This is a genomic window from Streptomyces sp. NPDC104814, from assembly GCF_055583185.1.
Window position 1 is genome coordinate 1,284,988 of record NZ_JBVJOL010000001.1, and the last position, 18,891, is coordinate 1,303,878.

The following is an 18,891-nucleotide window of genomic DNA, read 5'->3' on the forward strand; positions in this document are numbered from 1 at the left end:
CGGCCCGGGGACGCTCCTCAGTCCGGCAGCCGTCGCATCTCCAGCACCCGCAGCCCGAGCGACTGGCAGCGGCCCAGCAGCCCGAACAGGTGAGCCTCGTCGACGACAGGGCCGAACAGCACCGTCTCGTCGGAGATCACCACGTGGTCCAGCTCCGGGAAGACCTTGGCCAGGGTCTCCGAGAGGTGTCCCTCGACGCGGATCTCGTAGCGCATGTGCCGCTTCCTCCCGCCGTCGGCCGACGGCAGTCCGGTGGCCTTCACCCTCCATGGTCGATCGGGCGGGCACCCGTCGGTTCACCCCGCGCAGGTGAGACGCCCGGGACGCGGGTGCCGTCAGTGCTTGAGCACCACCTTGAACGAGATGATCAGCAGCCCGAGGAGCAGATTGACGCCGGCGGTGAGGACCATCTCACGCCCCGTCGCCCCGGCCCGTCGTGCCGCGGCCACCGACCACCCCACCTGACCGCTCACGGCCACGGCGACCGCCAGCCAGAGCGTCCCGGTCACATCCAGTCCGAGCAGGGGGCTGACCGCCACCGCGACGGCCGGCGGCACGGCCGCCTTCACGATCGGCCACTCGTCACGGCACACGTGCAGGACGGTGGCCCGGTCGAGAGCACGGCGCGCCAGGCGGGCCCCGAAAAGCTGCGCGTGCACATGCGCCACCCAGAACACCACCCCGCTCAGGAGCAGCAGCACGACCACTTCCAGCCGGGGGAAGTCGCCCAGCGTGCCGGCGCCGATCACCACGGTGGCGGCGAGCAGGGAGCCGTAGACGCCACCCGTGTAGTCGGCGTGCGCCCTGCGCTCCTTCCGGCGTGCACGCGAGGCCGCCTGGTCGTGTGTCAGCATCGCCACTCCGTTCACGGGGGGAGGGGACCGTCCCGCGGGCACCCGGCACCGAGCCGACCGCGACAAAGGCGCGCGCCCTCGACGTCGCGCGAACCGGCAGGCACTCGTCCCCATCCCACCCCGCTCGCGCTGTGCGTACCTCACCCCGTGCGGGGGAGGGGACGCGCCGGGCTCACAGCAGGCCCAGCTCACGCGCCCGGCGCACCGCGTCGTACCTCCGGTTCACCGCGAGCTTGCGGTAGACGCTCTTGACGTGGGTCTTCACCGTGTTCACCGACACGTACAGGTCGGCGGCGATGTCCTCGGTCGACAGCATCTGCGCGAGCCGCGCCAGGACGTCGCGCTCCCGGGCGCTCAGCTCCTCGACCAGCAGGGGCTCGGGTCCCGCGTCGAGGGCCGCGCCGTCCGGCGTGAGCCACCCGGCGGCGAGAGCCCGCAACGGCGGGTGCGCCAGGAGCGGTTCGAGCCAGCCGCCCGCCTCCAGGAAGGGGCGGCGCAGGCGGTCCTGCCTGGAGGCCGCCAGAGCGCCGGCGACCAGCCGCCGGGCGGCGGTCACCTCGCCGGCCGCGTCCGCGGCCCGCGCCCGCACCAGCGTGGCGCGGACCCGTACGGCGGGGCCGATCCGCTCCTCGCCCGGCATGCCGTCGAGCGTGCTGAGGGCCGTCTGCGGGTTCCCGGCGGCGAGCTGCGCCGACGCCATGCCCACCGCACACGCCGGCTCCTCGTCGGCCACGTCCCGCAGCACCTTCGCCGCCTCCTCGGGGCGGCCCTCGACGAGATGGGCGGTCGACGCGATCAGCGCGGCGTGACCTTGGGCCCACGGGGAGGCGGCATCCGTCGGCGTCACCGCCTCGGCGGCCGACACGGCGTCGCGCGCCCTTCCCCGCGCCAGCAGCAGCCGGGCCCGGGCGATGGACCGTCCGGCGGCGGTGACCGGGTCCTCGGCGGCCGTACCGGGTGTCTGGTCGATCAGCTCCTGGGCCCGGCTCAGTTCGTTGCGCTCGACGGCCACCGCGGCCAGGACCAGCCGCCCGAGGCCCTCGCCGTGGTGCCGGGGGGAGCCCGGCCCTTCCGCCGCGGCCAGCGCGGCGGTGGCACGGCGCTCCGCCCGGCCCGGCCATCCGTCGAGATAGTCGAGCAGCGCCAGGTGGCCGAGGGAGTCCTGCCGTGCGACGGCGGTCGCGGCGTCGTCCTGGCCGTCCGCGACGGCGCCCAGGGCTTTGCGGGCCTCGTCGAAGTCTCCGGCCCACAGGCGCGCCGACCCCACGTGGGTGAGCACCAGTGCGGGCAGCTCCGGGTGCCGGTCGAGCAGTCGCGCGGGCACCTCCCGCTGGAGTTCACGGGCCGCCCGTGCCGCCTGCTCCGCCCGGCGCGGCGCTCCGGAGAGCCGCGCCGCCATCACCTCGAGCAGAGCGCAGCTCAACTGGGCGGCCGCATCTCCCTGCTCGTCGGCTGACAGACGCGCCACGGCGTGCCGCAGATCCGCCAGACCGTGCCGCAGATTGTGCTCCGACAGCTCACGGGCCGCACGGACGAGATACGTCTCGGGTCCGGCCGGGCCTGGTTCCATGCCGTCGATCAGGTCGGCCAGGTCGTCGGAGGACGGACCGGCGAGCAGCTGACCGATCGCCAGTTCGTCGACCAGGGTGCGGGCGGTGAAGTCCCAGTCGCCGCCGGCCGCGCCGTGGGCGAGCGTCTCGGGCAGCGCCCCGTGGCGCCGGAACCAGTGCGCCGCGCTGCGGTGCAGTTCCGGCTCCAGTTCGGGTGAGCGCTCCCGCAGGCGCACGCGGAGGATCTCACGGAACAGCGGATGGAGCCGGTACCAGGCGTGTCCGAGATCCTCGACGAACGCGTTCTCACGGTGCAGAGCCGTGAGGAGGGCCGCGGCGTCGGGCTGTCCGGTCAGCGTGTTCACCAGGTCTGCGCAGAAGCGGTCGACGACGCTGACCCGCAGCAGCAGTTCCTGGGTGCGGGGCTGCTGCCGCTTGAGCACCTCGGCCAGCAGGAAGTCGGCGACGGTGCTGTGCCCGGCCTCGAACTCCTTCAGATAACGCTCCGGATCCGGGTGGTGCCGCGCGGCCAGGGCGCACAGCCGCAGGCCGGCCGCCCAGCCGCGGGTGCGCTCCACCAGGGCACGCGCCGCGGGGGTGGTCAGCCGCAGGCCGTGCAGGTCGAGCAGTGCGACGGCCTCCTCGACGGTGAAGGCCAGTTCGTTCCCCCGGACCTCGGTGAGCAGCCCGGCCGCCCGGTACCTGTGCAGCGGCAGCAGCGGCTCGGTTCGGGTGACCAGGACCAGGCGCAGCGCCGGCCCGGCGTGGCGCAGGACGAAGGCCAGCTGCTCCGAGAGTTCCGGGGTGGCGCGGTCGTACTCGTCGAGCACCACGGTCACGGGCCGGCCGCTGTCCCGCAGACGCCCCGCGATACGGCTCAGCAGGGCGTGACCGGGCCGGGTCCCGCCGGAGGCGACCTCGTCGCCGGGCTGGAGCACCCCGCTCAGATGCAGCGCCCTGACCAGGTACGGCCAGAACATGTCGGGTCCGCGGACCACCGCGTCCAGCGTGAGCCAGGCGACCGGCTGACGCAGGCCGTCGGCCCAGTCGGCCACGAGCAGGGTCTTGCCGGCGCCCGCCGCCCCGTTGACCATCACCAGCGGCGTGGAACCGGACGCGTCGAGAAGGCCGGTCAGCCGTTTTCGGCGGAGGAAGGTCGAGGGCCGGGCCGGGAGAGCGAACCGGGTCAGCAGATACGGGTCGCCCAGTGGATCGATGTCGTCGGCGGCATTGTACGGATGGATTTCGTCGTCGCCTGTCACCGCGTTCACCACCGTCTGGTCACGGCTGCCCCCAAGACCACCATGACATCCTTTCGGCCCAGGAGCGCGGCGGGCGGTTCGGGGCCGGGGCCCGGCGCGGGGTTCTCTCACCCGCGGTGGGTGATGCCCGGGCCCCGCCGTGTGCGGACGCTGGACGCGTGCCGGGCGGCCCGGCCCCGTGCCGAAGGGCACGTCTGTGCGTGGAGGAAACCGTGAACGCCTACCCGCCCATCGCCGACCACGGAATGGTCGGCGATCTTCAGACTGCTGCCCTGGTGTCCTCCGGCGGATCCATCGACTGGTGGTGCAGCCCCCGCTTCGACTCGCCCAGTCTCTTCGCCTCGCTCCTGGACAGTGAGCGCGGCGGCCACTGCCGGCTCGCCGCGCATTCCTCCACCGGGAGCGGGATGACCGTCCGGCAGCTGTACTTGTCCGACACCGCGATCCTGGTCACCCGGTTCATGGCTCCCGACGGGGTGGCCGAGGTGGCCGACTTCATGCCGCCCATCGATTCCGCGCGGGCCGAGGACCGCCACCGTCTCGTGCGGGTCGCACGGGTCGTACGCGGCAGCGTCCCCTTCGCCCTGGAGTGCCGGCCGCGCTTCGACTACGCCCGGGCCTCCCACACGCTCGAACTGCCCGACGACCACTGCGCCGTGTTCCACGGTCCGGGCACCGACCTGCACGTGCAGACCACGGGCGGTGTCGCGCTGCGCGCCGACGGTGACGACGTCACCGCCCGGTTCACGCTGTCGGCGGGCGAAGCCGCGGCGATCGTGCTGACCAGCGCGGCGGCGGGCGGCCCCACCCCCGAACGCCCCTCGCTGGACGCGGTCGCCGACGACTTCGAGGCGTGCCGCTCGTTCTGGCTGTCGTGGCTGCACTCGGGCACCTACCGCGGCCGCTGGCAGGACATGGTGAACCGCTCCGCGATCACCCTGAAGCTGCTCACGTACGCCCCGACCGGCGCCCCCATCGCCGCCGCCACCATGGGGCTGCCGGAGCAGATCGGCGGCGAGCGCAACTGGGACTACCGCTACACCTGGGTGCGGGACGCCTCCCTCTCGGTGCGGGCGCTGCTCGACCTCGGTTTCCACGACGAGGCGCACGCCTTCCGCCGCTGGCTGCGCGACCGCATCGAGGCCCGGGACGCCACCGGCGGCGACCCCCTGCAGATCATGTACCGCATCGACGGCGACCCCCACCTGACCGAGGAGGTCCTGAGCCACCTGGAGGGATACCAGGGCTCGTATCCCGTGCGCGCCGGAAACGCGGCCGCCGACCAGCTCCAGCTGGACATCTACGGCGAGGCCTCGGACGCCCTGATCGTGGGTGGTGACGTCGGCGCCATCCGGGGCTGGAAGGCGCTCGGCGAGGTCCTCGACTGGCTCGTCGAGCACTGGGACCAGCCGGACGAGGGCATCTGGGAGACCCGGGGCGGCCGGCAGGACTTCACCTACAGCCGTCTGATGACCTGGGTGGCGTTCGACCGCGGTGTCAGAGCCGCCCGCGACTTCTCCCGCCCGGCCGACACCGACCGGTGGACCCGGGCGCGGGATGAGGTCTTCCGCCAGATCGTCGAGCGCGGCTGGCACGACAAGCGCAAGGCGTTCGTGCAGCACTACGCCGCCGACGTCCTGGACGCCTCCCTGCTGCTCATGCCCAAGGTCGGCTTCCTCTCCCCCCGCGACCCCGACTGGCTCAGCACCCTGGACGCCATGGACGGCGAACTGGTCAGCGACAGCCTCGTCTACCGCTACGACCCGGCTGCCTCCCCCGACGGCCTGCGCGGCTCGGAGGGCACCTTCAACCTGTGCAGCTTCTTCTACGTCGAGGCCCTGGCCCGCAGCGGCCGGCTCGACCAGGCCCGGTACGCCTTCGACAAGATGCTCACCTACGCCAACCACGTCGGGCTGTTCGCCGAGGAAATAGGGCCCTCGGGTGAGCAACTGGGCAACTTCCCGCAGGCGTTCACCCATCTCGCTCTGGTCACCGCGGCCATGGCCCTCGACGAGGAACTGGCCCGGACGGACGGCGGACGGCGGCCCGGTGCGCGCCGCCGTCCGGTGACCCATGGACTGACCGTGCCGGCGGAAGGCCGTGAAGGTGGTTCCGGGGGCGGGTGAGGCCGCCGTGGGCATGCAGCAGGCCGGACGACGGCGCGCCCTGGCCGCGCTGGCCCTCGCCCAGTTCATCTGCAGCTTCGCCGGCTCCAACATGAACGTGATGATCAACGACATCAGCGAGGACCTGGACACCGGCGTCCAGGGCGTCCAGGTGGCGATCACCGTCTTCCTGCTGGTGATGGCGGCGCTGATGATCCCCGGCGGCAAGCTCACCGACCGCTACGGCCGCAAGCGCTGCTTCGTGACCGGCCTGGTCGTCTACGCGATCGGCGCCGTGCTCAGCGCGTCCGCACCGGGACTCGGCGTGCTGATCCTCGGCAACTCGATCCTGGAAGGCATCGGCACCGCCCTGCTCATTCCGCCCGTCTACATCCTGACGACCCTGCTGTACCCGGACCTGACCTCCCGCGCCCGGGCCTTCGGGATCGTCATGGCGCTGGGCGGTGTGGGCGCCGCCGCCGGACCGCTGATCGGCGGACTCATCACCACCGCCGTCAGCTGGCGCGCCGCGTTCGTGTTCCAGGCGCTGGTCATCGTGGTGATCCTGGTTCTCGCCCGGCGCATGGCCGATCCCCTGCCACCGGATCCGGCCCGCTCCTTCGACGTCCTCGGTGCGGTGCTGTGTGCGGCCGGTCTGGTCCTCGTCGTGATGGGCATCCTGGCGGCCGACAACAACATCGGGCTGATGATCGGGCTCCTGGCCGCCGGCGCGGCCGTGCTGTGGTGGTTCTTCCGCACCGTGCGCGCCAAGGAGGCCGCCGGCGGAGAACCGCTGCTCTCGCTCGGCCTGTTCCGTGACCGCACGAGCAACCTCGGGCTCATCACCCAGAACGTGCAGTGGCTGATCCTGATGGGCACGTCCTTCACCGCGGCGGCCTATCTGCAGGTCGTGCGTCATTACGACGCCATCCGCACGGGGGTCGTGTTCACGGCTGCCACCCTGGGTCTGCTGCTGACCTCGCTCGCGGCCGAGCGACTGGCCCGGTGGCGTTCGCAGCGGACGCTGATCATGACCGGTTTCGTCACGAGCGTCGCCGGCATCGTCGTCCTCGTGGTCCTCGTCGCCGCGTACACGAGCGCGTGGGCCTTCGTGCCGGGTCTTCTGCTCGTCGGCTCGGGACTCGGGGTCATGCTGACACCCTCGGTCAACGTCGTGCAGTCGAGCTTCCCGGAGGAGCAGCAGGGCGAGATCTCGGGTCTGTCGCGCAGCGTGTCGAACCTGGGCTCCTCGTTCGGCACGGCCATCGCCGGCACCATCCTCGTCGCCGGACTGTCCAAGGGCGCCTACGCCGCCGCGATGCTCACGCTGGCCGTCCTGGGGCTCGGCGGCCTGGTCGCCGCGGCGCGCCTGCCCCGCTCCGCGGACGCCGGCGCGAAGCGGGTCCCGCACCCCACGGACTTTCGTCAGCAGCGCCGCTGACGCCCACCGCGGGGACACGCTCAGCCGGGGGGAGGCGTCCTGCGCCGGTGGGAGACGTCCTCGCGGGCCTTGCGCCAGCGCGAGCGGGTCTGTTCCAGGACGCTGTCCCACTCCTGGCGCACCTCGTGCTCGGAGGGGCGCCGGCCCTGCCGGATCCGGCTCAGCTCGTCCGCCACCTCACGCCCCAGCGCGGCCGACGCGACGAGGACGAACATGGCCGAGAAGAGGGCCGAGAGCATCGCGAAGACGGCACCGACCACGCCGTAGCGGTCCGCGTACGTGTTGAACAGCCGTGGCAGGTAGAGGGCGGCGCCCCAGGAGTACACCGTGGTGAGCACCGTGGCCGTGACGCCGAAGGGGATCAGCGCCGCCCACGGGATGCGTCTCGCCGACAGGGCCCAGCCGCTCCACACGAGGAACACCGCGGTCAGCGCCGCGTGGCAGATCGCGGCCGGCACCCCTGCCGCGATGTCGCCGAGCACGGAGGACACCCCGCCCAGCAGCAGCCCGTAGACGGCGAGCGTGAGGATCCACCACAGTCCGTTGCGTGAGTTGCGCACGCTGAGCGGCCTCAGCTCCCAGGTCTGCTCGAACAGCCGCTGAGCGGCGCGCGCGAAGCTCAGCACCGAGATCGTCAGGAAGAGCAGCCCGAAGACGCCGGTGCTCGCGTCCGTGCTCTGGCTGGGGGAGAACAGGAAGGTCACCGCGTCCGCCCCGGCGCCGTTGAGGTCGTAGCGCCGGATGATCCGTTCCGCGGCATCGACGTGCAGAATGCCGCCGAGGACGGCGCCGGCCAGGAGGGCCAGCGGCACCAGCGCGGTGAACGCACTGGACGCCAGGGCCATCGAGCGGTCGAAGCCGACGACCTTCTGGAACCGGTTGAGGACCCGCAGGGCGAAGGCGGGACGCAGCCAGAAGGTCAGCGTCCTGAGCGCGCGTTCGCGATGGATGCCGGCCGTCGTCTGCCTCCTGACTGTGCGCGAACGGTGGTGTGGCGGTGAGCCTAACCACCGTGCGCGGGCCGCCGGGCGCGCCACACGGACCGTTCGGCCGCCCGGGCCTACGCCACCACGTCCCGAGGCGGCTCGCCCGCCAGGAACGCCGTCGCGTTGCGCACCGCGGCCACGCCGATGCGCACGACCGTCTCCCGGGTGACGCCGCCGACGTGCGGGGAGAGCACCACGTTCGGCGCCTTCAGCAGACGCAGCGACGGCGCCGGGGGCTCGGGGTCGAAGACGTCGAGCCCGGCCCCGGCGAGTGCGCCCCGCTCCAGGGCGTCGGCGAGGGCGTCCTGGTCGGTCAGGGCGCCGCGCGCGGTGTTGACCACGAACGCCGTCGGCTTCAGCAGCGCGAGCCGGCGCGCGTCGAGCAGGTGCCGGGTCTCCTCGGTGAGCGGCGCGTGCAGGGTGACGTAGTCGGAGGCGGCGAGGAGCTCGTCCAGCGGGACGTACCGGGCGGTGAACCGCTGCTCCGTCTCCGCCGGCACCCGGCGGCGGGCCGTGTACAGCACCGTCATGTCGAACGCCGCGGCCCGGCGTGCCACCTGCTGCCCGATCCGGCCGAGGCCGACGATGCCGAGCGTCTTGCCGGACAGCTCGGTGAGCGACCGTGTGAGCCGGGGCAGCGCCCAGTCGCCCCGCGTCAACGCCGTGTGCGCCGGGACGAGTTGCTTGGCGAGCGCCAGCATGAGGGCGAACGCCTGCTCGGCGACGTTCTGCGCCTCCGCGCCGGTGGAGCCGATCGTGCACACGGTGACGCCTCTGGCGCGCGCCGCCGCCACGTCCACGTAGTCGTAGCCGTGGCTCGCGCACTGCACCAGCTCCAGCCGCTCGGCGGCGGCGAGATGGCGTGCCGTCACCGGGGCGAGCGCCGTGACGAGGACGTGCGCCGCGCGCAGAGCGGCCGGGTCCTCGTCGGCGCTCTCCACGACGGTGACCTGGGCGTCGCCGGGGAAGAGGGAGGCGAGTGCGGCGCCCGAGGCACGTCCGCCGACGTGCGGCGGGACGATCGCGAGGACACTGCGGCGGGCGCTCACGCGGTCTCCTCGGCGAGGTCGTCGGGGCCGACGGTGGCGGGGCCGGCGTGCCCGGACAGGGCGAGGGTGAGGTCCAGTTCGGCGAGCAGGCAGCGGATCACGTGTTCCACGCCGGCCTGTCCGTCCAGGCCCAGCCCGTAGACGTACGGCCGCCCCAGAAGCACCGCCTGCGCGCCGAGCGCGAGCGCCTTGAAGACGTCGTCGCCGGTGCGCACCCCGCTGTCGAAGAGGACGGTGAGCCGGTCGCCGACGGCCTCGACCACGCGAGGCAGGGCGTCGGCCGCGGCGACGGAGCCGGCCACCTGGCGGCCGCCGTGGTTGGACACCACCACGCCGTCCATCCCGGCGCTCGCCGCGCGGCGGGCGTCGTCCGGATGCAGGACCCCCTTGAGCACGATCGGGCCGTCCCAGTTCTCGCGCAGGAACTCCAGGTCCGGCCAGGTCTTGCCGGGGTCGGAGAACATGCCGACGAAGTGCATCACGGCCGCGTTCGGGTCCTCGTGCACCGGCTTGGCGAGCCCCGCCCGGAAGGCCGGGTCGGAGAAGTAGTTGGCCGTGCCCACCCCGTGCAGGAACGGCAGGTACGCCTGGTCGAGGTCGCGGGGCCGCCAGGACAGCAGCGGGGTGTCCAGCGTGACCACGAGCACGCTGAACCCGCTCGCCTTCGCCCGGTCGAGAAAGCTGCGGGCCACCTCCGGGTCCCTGGGCCAGTACAGCTGGAACCAGCGCTCGGCGTCGCCCATCGCCTCGGCGACCTGCTCCATCGGCGTGCTGGAGGCGGAGGACAGGATGTACGGCACGCCCTGGGCGGCGGCGGCCCGGGCGGCGGCGGGCTCCGCGTCCGGGTGCATGATCGACAGGACGCCGACCGGGGCCAGCGCGAGCGGTGCCGGCAGCGAGCGGCCCAGCACCTGGACCGACAGGTCCCGTTCGCGTACGTCCCGCAGCATCCGCGGCACGATCCGGCGGTGTTCCAGGGCGGCCCGGTTGGCGCGGGCGGTGCTGCCGTCGCCCGCGCTGCCCGCCACGTAACCGACCGGGCCGGGGCCGAGCCGCTGCTCGGTCAGTTCCTCCAGCCGGGTCAGATCGGTGGGCAGGCGGGGCACCGCGCCCGTCATCCCGTTCAGGTAGATCTCGTACTGGAAGTCCGCCCAGTGCTTGGCCATGCGGGATCAGCCTCTCGTCACAGCGACCGTGGTGCCCAGACCATACCGACCGGTAGGGCGGTCAGGGCAGGTGAAAGGTGAACGGAATGGATCGATCCGGCGACCTGCGGACGCGGAAGCGGAATGTTTCCGGACGATTAACTGACGAAGCGAATCGCGTCATTTGACCGGTTCTCATGATCGAAAGCGCTTGGAACCGTCATTGGAACGTTCGAATTACGTCACTTCACGCCACTGATTCAATACGCAATGTTACTGAAACCCATGGGGTCGATGTGAGTTTCGGCGGCGGACTCGGCAGAGTTGCGCTCGCCGCCGCGGCCTCCGACCGAGGGCACGGCCGGCACCACCCCCGAACCGAAGCGGAAGGATGCACACAATGCGGAACCCCGCGCGCTGGGCAGCGGCCCTGACCCTGACGGCCACCGCCGTCTGCGGCCCCCTGGCCGGCGCCGCCCACGCCGCCCCGGCCTCGCTCTACGCGCCCTCGGCGCTCGTCCTGACCGTCGGCCACGGTGACAGCGCCGCGAGCGCCACACCGGCCCGCGCGGTCACCCTCTCCTGCGCGCCGACGGCCACCGGCACCCACCCGGACCCCGCCGCGGCCTGCGCCGAACTGCGCCTGGCCGGCGGCGACCTCGACGCGCTGAGCACCGGCAGCGAGCCGATGTGCACCAAGCAGTACGACCCCGTCGTCGTCACCGTCGACGGCGTCTGGCAGGGCAAGCGCGTCTCCTACGAACGGACCTTCGCCAACGAGTGCGTGAAGACCGCCCACGGGCCGACCGTCTTCGCGTTCTGAGGACCGGGATCGCACGGATCCCCGTGTAACGCCGCGCGAGGCTCGCAGGTGGGGAGTGCGAGCCCCTGTTGCGGGGCGCCGTGTGATCTCGCACCGGGGGTCGGCCAGGCGGAGTGGGGCCGCCGGCCGACCCCCGGCATCGTGTACGTGCCACAGAGCCCGGCCCTCCGGTCACACCGGAGGGCCGGGCTCTGTGGTGTCCTCCTTGCGGTGTCCGGCTTGCCGGGCGCTGCTTGCCGGGCCCTGCTTGTCGGGCCCGGCTCGTCGTGTCCTGCGAAGGGGTCAGCCGTCGTGCCGGGCGGGGTCCGCCCGGTCTCCGGCGGGGTCCTCCGGCTTCGCCTTCCTGCGGTGGCTCGTGTCGCACCACGGGTAGCGGCGGCTGCGCCTGCACGTGCACAGGGCGACCCGGAAGCGGTCGGAGGAGACGGTGCTGCCGTCCTCCAGTTCCACCTCCACCGGCCCCTCCACCAGCAGTGGGCCGGGGCGCTGGACCTTGATCCTGCGCGGCGGGTCAGACGGGGAGTTCGGCACGGACCACCACCAGCTCCTCGCTCGTATCCTGCGCGGACAGCAGCCCCCGCGCCCTGAGCCAGCCCTGCCGCTCACGCAGTACGGGACCGAAGCCGATCCGGTGGCGCCGGGTCACCGACGCCTTCAGCCCGGCCGCACGCAGGCACGTCAGTGTCTGCTCGGGATCGCTCAGCGCGGAGTGGACGATCAGCAGGATCCCTCCGGGGCGCAGCAGCCCGGGCGCCTCGCGGCAGATCCGGTCCAGCAGCAGCCTGCCGTCGCCGCCGGCGTCCCAGGCGCGGGCCGCCCCGCGCGCCGCCCCGGGGCCGTCGGGGGCCGGTACATAGGGCGGGTTGGCCACGATGAGGTCGAAGGACTGTCCGCGCACCGGCTCGAAGAGGTTGCCGCGCCGGATGCGCAGCCGCAGCCCGGACCGCCAGGCGTTCAGCCGCGCGCTCCACACCGCCCGCCGCGACACGTCGACAGCGGTCACCCGCATACCCAGACGCGCGGCCTCCAGGGCCAGCGCGCCGCTGCCGGTTCCCACGTCCAGTACGGCCGCTCCCGCGGGGAGCGGCTCGTCGCACAGGGCCCCGGCCAGGAGCCGGGTGTCGTCCTGAGGGGCGTACACGCCCGGAAGTACCAGAGGAGTCACGCGCGTCGAGTTCCCCCTTCATCAGGAAATATGGGGGACTTCTGTGGCCGTCGGAGCGTCCAGTGGCGTCCGCAGCGAAGAGGTGCCGGAGCGCCAGGCGTCGAGCAGGCGGTCGCCGAGGCGGCCCTCCAGGAATTCGGTGGCGTCGATGCCGAAGACCACGTCGGGCGCGAGATGCGGTTCGTCCTCCAGCAGGCCGTCGATCACCTCGTGCCGGACGATCTGCTCGTGCACGGCGTCCGCCTCCACATGCTCGTCGTAGAAGAACACGGCGGCCGGACCGGCACCGGCGCGGCGCAACGCCTCCGCGAGCCGCCGGGAGCCGGGGGAGGAGGTGATCTCGACGTCGGCGAAGTGGCCCACCAGGGCACCGCGCAGCTCGCGGTGCAGGCCGAACAGCGACATCAGGTTGACGACGGCCAGCATCTCAGCGCAGCCCGCGTCGAGATAGCGGCCGTAGGCGGTGTCCAGGCCGAGGTCCGTCATCAGATCGGCGAACAGGCGGGCGTGCACCCGGTCGGCGCGGCCGCCGCCGAACTCGTCGAACTCCACGGCCGCCATGGCCGCCTTGGCCCGGCCCGTCAGCCGGGGCAGCACCCAGGCGTGCGGGTCGGCCTCCTTCAGGTGGTACAGGGAGCGGTGCGCCGCGTACTCGCGCAGCTGCCACAGCTCGCCCTTCTCGCACAGGTGGTGACTGACACCGGTGCCGTCGGCCGGTTCCACCAGCAGGTCGCCGACGGCCTCCTCGACGCTGTCGTGCGCGGGTGCGTCCGCGCGCAGCGCCGACAGGAAGCGGGCCTCCAGCGCGGCCCGGGTGCGCAGCAGGTCGGGGTCCCACTCCCGGTCCGCGGGCACGCCCGCGAAGCCCCGGTAGTGCAGCTCGTAGCACAGGTACAAGGCGAGCTGCAGGTCGTCGCCGTAGGGGTCCGCGCCGGCCACCACGGGAGCGGGGGGCAGCGGACCGGTGCCGCGCAGATGGTCCAGGACGGCCCCCGAGAGGGGACCGCGGGCCGACGGCAGCCGAGGTTCGCGGAGATCATGTGCCATGCCGCCTGGGTACCCGGGCCGGCTGAAGACACGCGTGACGTCCACGCCGACGCCCGACCGGCCGTACGCGCTCGGCTGCCGCCGCCCTGGTCAGCGCCGTGCGCCGACGGCCCCGCAGCCCCGCACAGCCCCGCCCCCGCGAACCCCGCATCCTCAACCCCGCCCCGGCCCTCTGCACGCCAGAGCCGGGGCCCCGGAAACGGTTCGGGGTCCCGGCTCGTGTGCCGGAGGCGGCTGGTTGCGCGGTGGGCGGCGGTGCGGAAGCGGTCCGTCGCGTCCCGGCAGGGTCAGTCGCCCTGGGATTCCTCCTCGGCGCGGACGTTCGGTGTGATGGCCTCGCCGGCCTCGCCCCGGTGGCGCTTGTCGCGCTCGTCGTCCGTGACGCGCTTCTCGGCGTCCTCCACCTCGTGCAGGACTTCCTCCAGCGCCGTCTCGGGGCGGCGGCTGCTGTTGTCGGCCATGTCGTCGTCCTCCTCGCTCTTGCCGTTCACTTGGTCGCCGCCGCGATCCGCAGCGGCACCGGCTCGGGCGGCGCCGTCTCCTCGGCGCGCCGGCAGATCTCCGCCCACCAGGACGGTCCGTCCTCGACATGGCGGAGCATCACGCCCTCGCGGATCGCCCACGGGCAGACCGCGACCGACCTCAGCCCGGTCAGCTTCATCGCCGTGTGCCCGACCACCGCACCGGCGAGGCTCTGCGTGGCCCGCGGCGCGGAGATACCGGGCAGCGTGGCCCGTTCCGCGGCCGGCAGCTCGGCCAGCCGCGCCGCGGCCCGGCGCAGGTCCGCTCGGTGCAGCTCCCGCTCCACGAACGGCCCGTGCCGGCCCGGCGCCGCCCCGCACAGCCGTCCCAGCTGCTGGAAGGTGCGCGAGGTGGCGGCCGCCGTGCGCGGCCCCTCCCACCGGATCCGCGCGGCCACGTCCCGCAGCTCGTGGCGCACCCGGCGGCGCAGCGCCCGCAGCTGTTCCGGCGCCGGCGGATCCTGGCCGCCCTCCAGGAACTCATGGGTCAGCCGCGCCGCGCCCAGTGGCAGCGAGGCCACGAAGTCCGGCAGCCGTCCGCGTCCGAAGGCGACCTCGAGCGAGCCGCCGCCGATGTCCAGCAGGGCCAGCGGACCCGACCGCCAGCCCATCCAGCGCCGCGCCGCGAGAAACGTCAGCTCGGCCTCCAGCTCGCCCGGCAGGGTGCACAGGTCCACTCCTGTGCGGGCCCGCACCTCCCGCAGTACGTCGACCCGGTTCGGCGCGGCCCGTACGACCGCGGTCGCGAACGCCAGCGGCCCCGCCGCGCCCCACTTGGCCGCGGTCCGGCTCGCTCCGGCGACCGCGTCGGCGAGCTGGACCATGTCCTCCTCGGGTATCGGGTCGCCGGGTCTGACCCGTTGCCCCAGCCGGAGCCGCCATTTGGCGGTGTGCACCGGCAGCGGCACCCCGCCCTCCGCGTCCGCGACCACCAGCCGGACTGTGTTCGATCCGACGTCCACCACACTCATCCGCATGAGGTGGCGAGTACCCAGCGCGGTGGGATCATGCCCCTGCGCACCTGTGTATTCCTTGACAGGAATATAACCGCGGAGGAATATGGGTGGGGTGTTCGACGATCCCTCACTCTGGACCGCCCTCGCCGACCCGCACCGGCGCGCCATCGTCGCGCTGCTGCTGGAGCGGCCGCGGTCCGTCGGGGAGATCGTCGAGGCCCGCGGACTGAGCCAGCCCAGCATCTCCAAGCACCTCAAAGTGCTCAGACAGGCCGGCCTGGTCCGGGTACGGCAGGACGCGCAGCGCCGCGTCTACGCCCTCGACCCGGCCCCGATCGCCGCGCTGGACGCCTGGCTCGCCCCCTACCGCAGGCTGTGGAACGCGAGCCTGGACACCCTCGGCCGCCGCCTCGACGGCACGCCGGACGCGTCCGCGCACACCGAGGCCCCCGAGCCCCCGCAGGAACCCCCCACCTCGAAGGACTGATCCGCCATGGCCGCCGACCTCACCGGCACCTACCTCACCCTCGACGACGGCCGCTCCGCGGTCCGCTTCAGCCGCACCTACGACCATCCCGTGGACCGTGTGTGGCTTTTCGTCACCGATCCGGACGAACTCGCCCGGTGGTTCCCGTCCCGCGCCGAGTTCGACCTGCGTCCCGGCGCCACCGTCACCTTCCGCGGCGACCCGGCCATGCCGGACTCCACCGGCCGGGTCATCGCGGTCGACCCGCCCCGGCACCTGTCCTTCTCCTGGGGCGACGACGAACTCCGCTTCGACCTGGAGGAACTCGCCGAGGGACGCACCCGTTTCACCCTCACCAACGTCCTCGCCGCACCGGACGCCGCCGCCCGCAACGGCGCCGGCTGGGAGGTCTGCCTCGCCGCGCTCGACGCCGCGGCGCGCGGCGAGCGCTTCCAGGGGCCGCACGCCGGCCCCACCGCCGACTGGAAGGCGCTCTACGCCGCCTACATCGACGCCGGAGTCCCCTCCGGCGCGTCGGTACCCGGCCTGGACTGACCCACGGCGTCCGTGCCCGGCCCGGACCGACCGCCGCGCCGGTACCCGCCACGCACACCGGGCACCGGCCCAGCACCGGCCCGCCGCGCCGGAGTCCGGCCTGCACCGGGCACCAGCCCAGCACCGGCCCACCGCGCCGCAGGCGAACCTCACGTCATCTGTCGTCGCACCAGCTCGTGCAGCCGCCCGCCCGTGTCGGCGAGCAGCTGCGCGGGCGGCCCCTGCTGGGCCACCCGGCCGTTCTCCATCACGATCACCCGGTCCGCGTCCAGCACCGTCGACAGACGGTGGGCGATGACGATCCGGGTCGCGTTCAGCGCCTTGGTGGACTCGATCACCGTGCGCTGCGTCTCGTTGTCCAGGGCGCTCGTCGCCTCGTCGAAGAACAGGATGCGCGGGCGGCGGATCAGCGCCTGGGCGATCATCAGCCGCTGCCGCTGCCCGCCGGAGATCGCCCCGTTGCCGGCGACGATGGTGTGCAGCCCCATCGGCATCCGCCGGATGTCCTCCGCGAGCCCCGCCATCTCGGCCGCCGCCATCGCCTCCTCCGGCGTGTACGGCTCGGTGCCGCAGATGACGTCCAGGATCGACCCGGTGAACGGCTGCGCGTGCTGGAGCACCACCCCGCACTGCCGCCGCACCGCCGACTGGTCGAGGGCGGCCAGGTCCTGCCCGTCGTACAGGACACTGCCGGAGAGCGGCCGGTCGAAGCCGATGAGCAGGCGCAGCAGCGTGGACTTGCCGCAGCCGCTCGGGCCGACGACCGCCACGAACTCGCCCGGGCGCACCTCGAACGACACGTCGTCCAGGACGAGCGGCCCGTCGTCGGAGTAGCGGAACGACAGCCGGCGCGCCTCGATCGCCCCGGACAGCGGACCCGGCCGGGTGCTGGCCGCGGGTACCTCCGGCGCGGCGTCCAGCACCGGCCTGATCTCCTCGAACAGCGGCAGCGCGGCGACCGCCGAGACGAACGCGCCGGTCAGCTGGGTGACCGAGGTCAGCAGCATCGTCACCGACGTGTTGAAGGTGAGGAAGTCGGCCGCCGACAGCGCGCCGCGCGCCGGTCCGGCCAGCAGCATGAACATCAGCAGCGAGCACAGCGGCAGATACACCGCGCCCAGCACCGAGTTCAGGTTCTTGATCCGCCCGAGCCGCTGCTGCAGCTCACGGCTGCGCGCGAACTCCGAGGCCCAGGCCGCGTAGGCGTAGTTCTCGGCCGCCGCCACCCGCAGTTTCGGCAGCCCGCGCAGGGTCTGGAAGGCCTGGTTGTTCAGCTTGTTGGTGAGCACCACGAGCTTGCGCTGCCAGCGCACCTGCCACAGCCCCAGCCCGGTGAACACCCCCGCGATGACCACCAGCATGCCGATCGCCGCCATGGCCATGGGCACGCTGAACCACAGCAGCAGCCCCAGGTTCATCGCGCCGACCGTGACCGCCTGCGCCACCGACGGGCCGACACCGGCCAGCAGCCGGCGCATCGCGCTGACCCCCATCGCCGCGCTCGCCAGCTCACCCGTGGAGCGCTGCGCGAAGAACTTCGTCGGCAGCCGCAGCAGCCTGTCCCACACGGCCGGTTGCAGGGTGGCCTCGATACGGCCCTCCAGCCGCAGGATGGTGAGGTTCTGCAGCAGCATGAACGCCGCCGCCACCACACTGGAGACCATCACCGCCAGGCACACCTGCACGATCAGCCCGGACTGCGCCCGGGGCACGTACTCGCCGAGCACCCGGCCCGTCGCCACCGGCACCAGCGCGCCGATCGCCACCGTCACCAGCCCCGCCAGCAGCAGCCACACCAGGTCAGAGCGGGTGCCGCGCAGCGTGAACCGCAGCAGCCCCAGCGGCCCGAGCCCCTTGTCCGGCAGCGGCCGGTAGAACATCACCGCGCGCGGCTCGAACTCCCCGGCGTTCGCCTTCTCCACCGGTGTCTCCCGGCCGGTCGCCGGGTGGACGGCGACATAGCCGCCACGCCGCCACAGCAGCGCCACGGGTGCCCCGGACAGCGCCCGCTGACCGACCAGCGGTCCCGCGTTCTCCCGCCACCAGCGGCCGTGCAGGCGAACGGCCCGGGTGCGCAGCCGCGAGGCGAGCGCGACCCGCTCGACCGGGTCGAGCCGGTCGTCACCGGTGCCGGACTGCGGCGGCGCGGTGAGCGTGATCCCGGCGGCCTCGGCGACCAGCTTGCAGGCCGCGTAGGTGGCGTCCGCGTCGGCGGACGTGGCGCGTTTTCCGGACGTGCGCCCGATGGAGGCGAGCAGGGTGCGGTCGGCCTGCGCGCGCACCGCCTCACCGGCCTTGATGCCGGCGGCCGTGCGGGTCTCGTGGGTGCGCTCCAGCTGCTCGATCCAGCGGTCCAGCGTGGCCAGCAGCCGGTACTGCTGGTCGACCATGCCCTGCCACACCGCCGGGTCCATCAGCAGGTCAGCGGCGGCTTCCTGGCCGTACAGGGAGCCGTACTGGACGCTGCCGGGCGGCACCTGCATCCAGAACACGTCGTCGTCGGTGATCTCCGCGGGGCGCTCGTCGGCCATCGGCGCCTGGAACAGGACCGACAGGCCGCGGCCCACGCCGAGCGCGAGGGCGTACTCCAGCGGGCTGGTCGTCGGCGGCACGTACTGCGGGTTGCCGTACTCGTCGTAGGACCAGGTCTGCGTCTGTGCGGGCTGGTACAGCTCGCGCAGCGCGATGCGGTGCAGGACACAGTCGCGCACCGGGCGGGCGACGAGCGTGTGCTGCGGCCCGGCGACCGGGCCGAGCAGCAGCGAGCCCGCCTCCAGCCGGCCCAGGTGGTGCCAGTGGCCCTGCTGGGCGGCGTCGACCGCGAACAGGTCCAGTGCCCCGGCCGCGACCAGCCACAGCACCTGCGGACCCTCCAGGTCGAGCCGGCCCAGGCCCGCGCACTGCAGCGGCGTCCCCAGCTGCCCGAACGCGCCGAGCACCAGGTCGCCTTCGTGTACGGCCGTCAT

At 73.3% G+C, this 18,891-nt stretch carries 17 protein-coding genes; 5 read left to right on the top strand and 12 right to left on the bottom strand.

Annotation, left to right across the window (positions count from 1 at the left end):
• Positions 1 to 17: 17 nt before the first annotated feature.
• The 3 genes from ACZ64A_RS05435 to ACZ64A_RS05445 all read right to left on the bottom strand — a co-directional run bounded on the left by ACZ64A_RS05435 (position 18) and on the right by ACZ64A_RS05445 (position 3,675).
• Complete coding sequence (locus ACZ64A_RS05435; RefSeq protein WP_469808351.1) at positions 18 to 215, bottom strand: hypothetical protein; 198 nt, start codon at positions 213 to 215, stop codon at positions 18 to 20.
• Between the two features lie 120 nt (positions 216 to 335).
• Positions 336 to 854: a hypothetical protein gene (locus ACZ64A_RS05440; RefSeq protein ID WP_469808352.1), complete on the bottom strand. Its 519-nt coding sequence runs from the start codon at positions 852 to 854 to the stop codon at positions 336 to 338.
• A 172-nt stretch (positions 855 to 1,026) separates the two neighbouring features.
• On the bottom strand, positions 1,027 to 3,675 hold the full coding sequence (locus ACZ64A_RS05445; protein WP_469808353.1) for a winged helix-turn-helix domain-containing protein: 2,649 nt from the start codon (positions 3,673 to 3,675) through the stop codon (positions 1,027 to 1,029).
• Between the two features lie 203 nt (positions 3,676 to 3,878).
• Between ACZ64A_RS05445 and ACZ64A_RS05450 the strand changes: the two genes are divergently transcribed.
• On the top strand, positions 3,879 to 5,792 hold the full coding sequence (locus ACZ64A_RS05450) for a glycoside hydrolase family 15 protein (RefSeq protein ID WP_469808355.1): 1,914 nt from the start codon (positions 3,879 to 3,881) through the stop codon (positions 5,790 to 5,792).
• Between the two features lie 13 nt (positions 5,793 to 5,805).
• Entirely contained in the window at positions 5,806 to 7,212 is a 1,407-nt protein-coding gene (locus tag ACZ64A_RS05455) for an MFS transporter (protein WP_469809068.1), read from the top strand.
• Between the two features lie 20 nt (positions 7,213 to 7,232).
• On the opposite strand, the gene ACZ64A_RS05460 is transcribed toward ACZ64A_RS05455, so the two are convergent.
• From ACZ64A_RS05460 to ACZ64A_RS05470, 3 genes are read right to left on the bottom strand one after another with little or no spacing between them, the layout of a single operon-like run.
• Positions 7,233 to 8,249, bottom strand: coding sequence for a YhjD/YihY/BrkB family envelope integrity protein (locus ACZ64A_RS05460; protein ID WP_469808356.1), 1,017 nt, complete (start codon positions 8,247 to 8,249; stop codon positions 7,233 to 7,235).
• A 23-nt stretch (positions 8,250 to 8,272) separates the two neighbouring features.
• Entirely contained in the window at positions 8,273 to 9,247 is a 975-nt protein-coding gene (locus ACZ64A_RS05465; RefSeq protein ID WP_469808358.1) for a 2-hydroxyacid dehydrogenase, read from the bottom strand.
• Positions 9,244 to 10,413 carry a lactate 2-monooxygenase gene (locus tag ACZ64A_RS05470; protein WP_469808359.1) on the bottom strand — a complete coding sequence of 390 codons (1,170 nt, stop codon included), beginning with the start codon at positions 10,411 to 10,413 and terminating at the stop codon, positions 9,244 to 9,246. Before ACZ64A_RS05470 ends, ACZ64A_RS05465 begins: the two co-directional genes overlap by 4 nt.
• 379 nt (positions 10,414 to 10,792) lie before the next feature.
• Here ACZ64A_RS05470 and ACZ64A_RS05475 point away from each other — a divergent pair, with 379 nt between their 5' ends.
• Positions 10,793 to 11,215 carry a subtilase-type protease inhibitor gene (locus ACZ64A_RS05475; protein WP_469808360.1) on the top strand — a complete coding sequence of 141 codons (423 nt, stop codon included), beginning with the start codon at positions 10,793 to 10,795 and terminating at the stop codon, positions 11,213 to 11,215.
• A 282-nt stretch (positions 11,216 to 11,497) separates the two neighbouring features.
• On the opposite strand, the gene ACZ64A_RS05480 is transcribed toward ACZ64A_RS05475, so the two are convergent.
• The 5 genes from ACZ64A_RS05480 to ACZ64A_RS05500 form a co-directional block, all read right to left on the bottom strand.
• Positions 11,498 to 11,746, bottom strand: coding sequence for a CDGSH iron-sulfur domain-containing protein (locus ACZ64A_RS05480; protein WP_469808361.1), 249 nt, complete (start codon positions 11,744 to 11,746; stop codon positions 11,498 to 11,500).
• On the bottom strand, positions 11,727 to 12,380 hold the full coding sequence (locus ACZ64A_RS05485; RefSeq protein WP_469808363.1) for a HemK2/MTQ2 family protein methyltransferase: 654 nt from the start codon (positions 12,378 to 12,380) through the stop codon (positions 11,727 to 11,729). The genes ACZ64A_RS05480 and ACZ64A_RS05485 overlap by 20 nt, the downstream gene beginning before the upstream one ends.
• A 21-nt stretch (positions 12,381 to 12,401) precedes the next feature.
• Positions 12,402 to 13,427, bottom strand: a complete 1,026-nt coding sequence (locus ACZ64A_RS05490) for an iron-containing redox enzyme family protein (RefSeq protein WP_469808364.1) — start codon at positions 13,425 to 13,427, stop codon at positions 12,402 to 12,404.
• A 287-nt stretch (positions 13,428 to 13,714) separates the two neighbouring features.
• Complete coding sequence (locus tag ACZ64A_RS05495) at positions 13,715 to 13,918, bottom strand: hypothetical protein (protein ID WP_469809107.1); 204 nt, start codon at positions 13,916 to 13,918, stop codon at positions 13,715 to 13,717.
• Positions 13,915 to 14,925 (bottom strand): Ppx/GppA family phosphatase, encoded by a 1,011-nt coding sequence (locus ACZ64A_RS05500; RefSeq protein WP_469808366.1) that lies wholly within the window; start codon positions 14,923 to 14,925, stop codon positions 13,915 to 13,917. Before ACZ64A_RS05500 ends, ACZ64A_RS05495 begins: the two co-directional genes overlap by 4 nt.
• A 91-nt stretch (positions 14,926 to 15,016) precedes the next feature.
• On the opposite strand from ACZ64A_RS05500, the gene ACZ64A_RS05505 reads away from it, so the two are divergent.
• Positions 15,017 to 15,391, top strand: a complete 375-nt coding sequence (locus tag ACZ64A_RS05505) for an ArsR/SmtB family transcription factor (protein WP_469808367.1) — start codon at positions 15,017 to 15,019, stop codon at positions 15,389 to 15,391.
• Between the two features lie 6 nt (positions 15,392 to 15,397).
• Positions 15,398 to 15,925, top strand: a complete 528-nt coding sequence (locus tag ACZ64A_RS05510; protein WP_469808368.1) for an SRPBCC family protein — start codon at positions 15,398 to 15,400, stop codon at positions 15,923 to 15,925.
• Between the two features lie 149 nt (positions 15,926 to 16,074).
• Here the strand turns inward: ACZ64A_RS05510 and ACZ64A_RS05515 are convergent, their stop codons facing one another.
• Positions 16,075 to 18,891: an NHLP bacteriocin export ABC transporter permease/ATPase subunit gene (locus ACZ64A_RS05515; RefSeq protein ID WP_469808369.1), complete on the bottom strand. Its 2,817-nt coding sequence runs from the start codon at positions 18,889 to 18,891 to the stop codon at positions 16,075 to 16,077.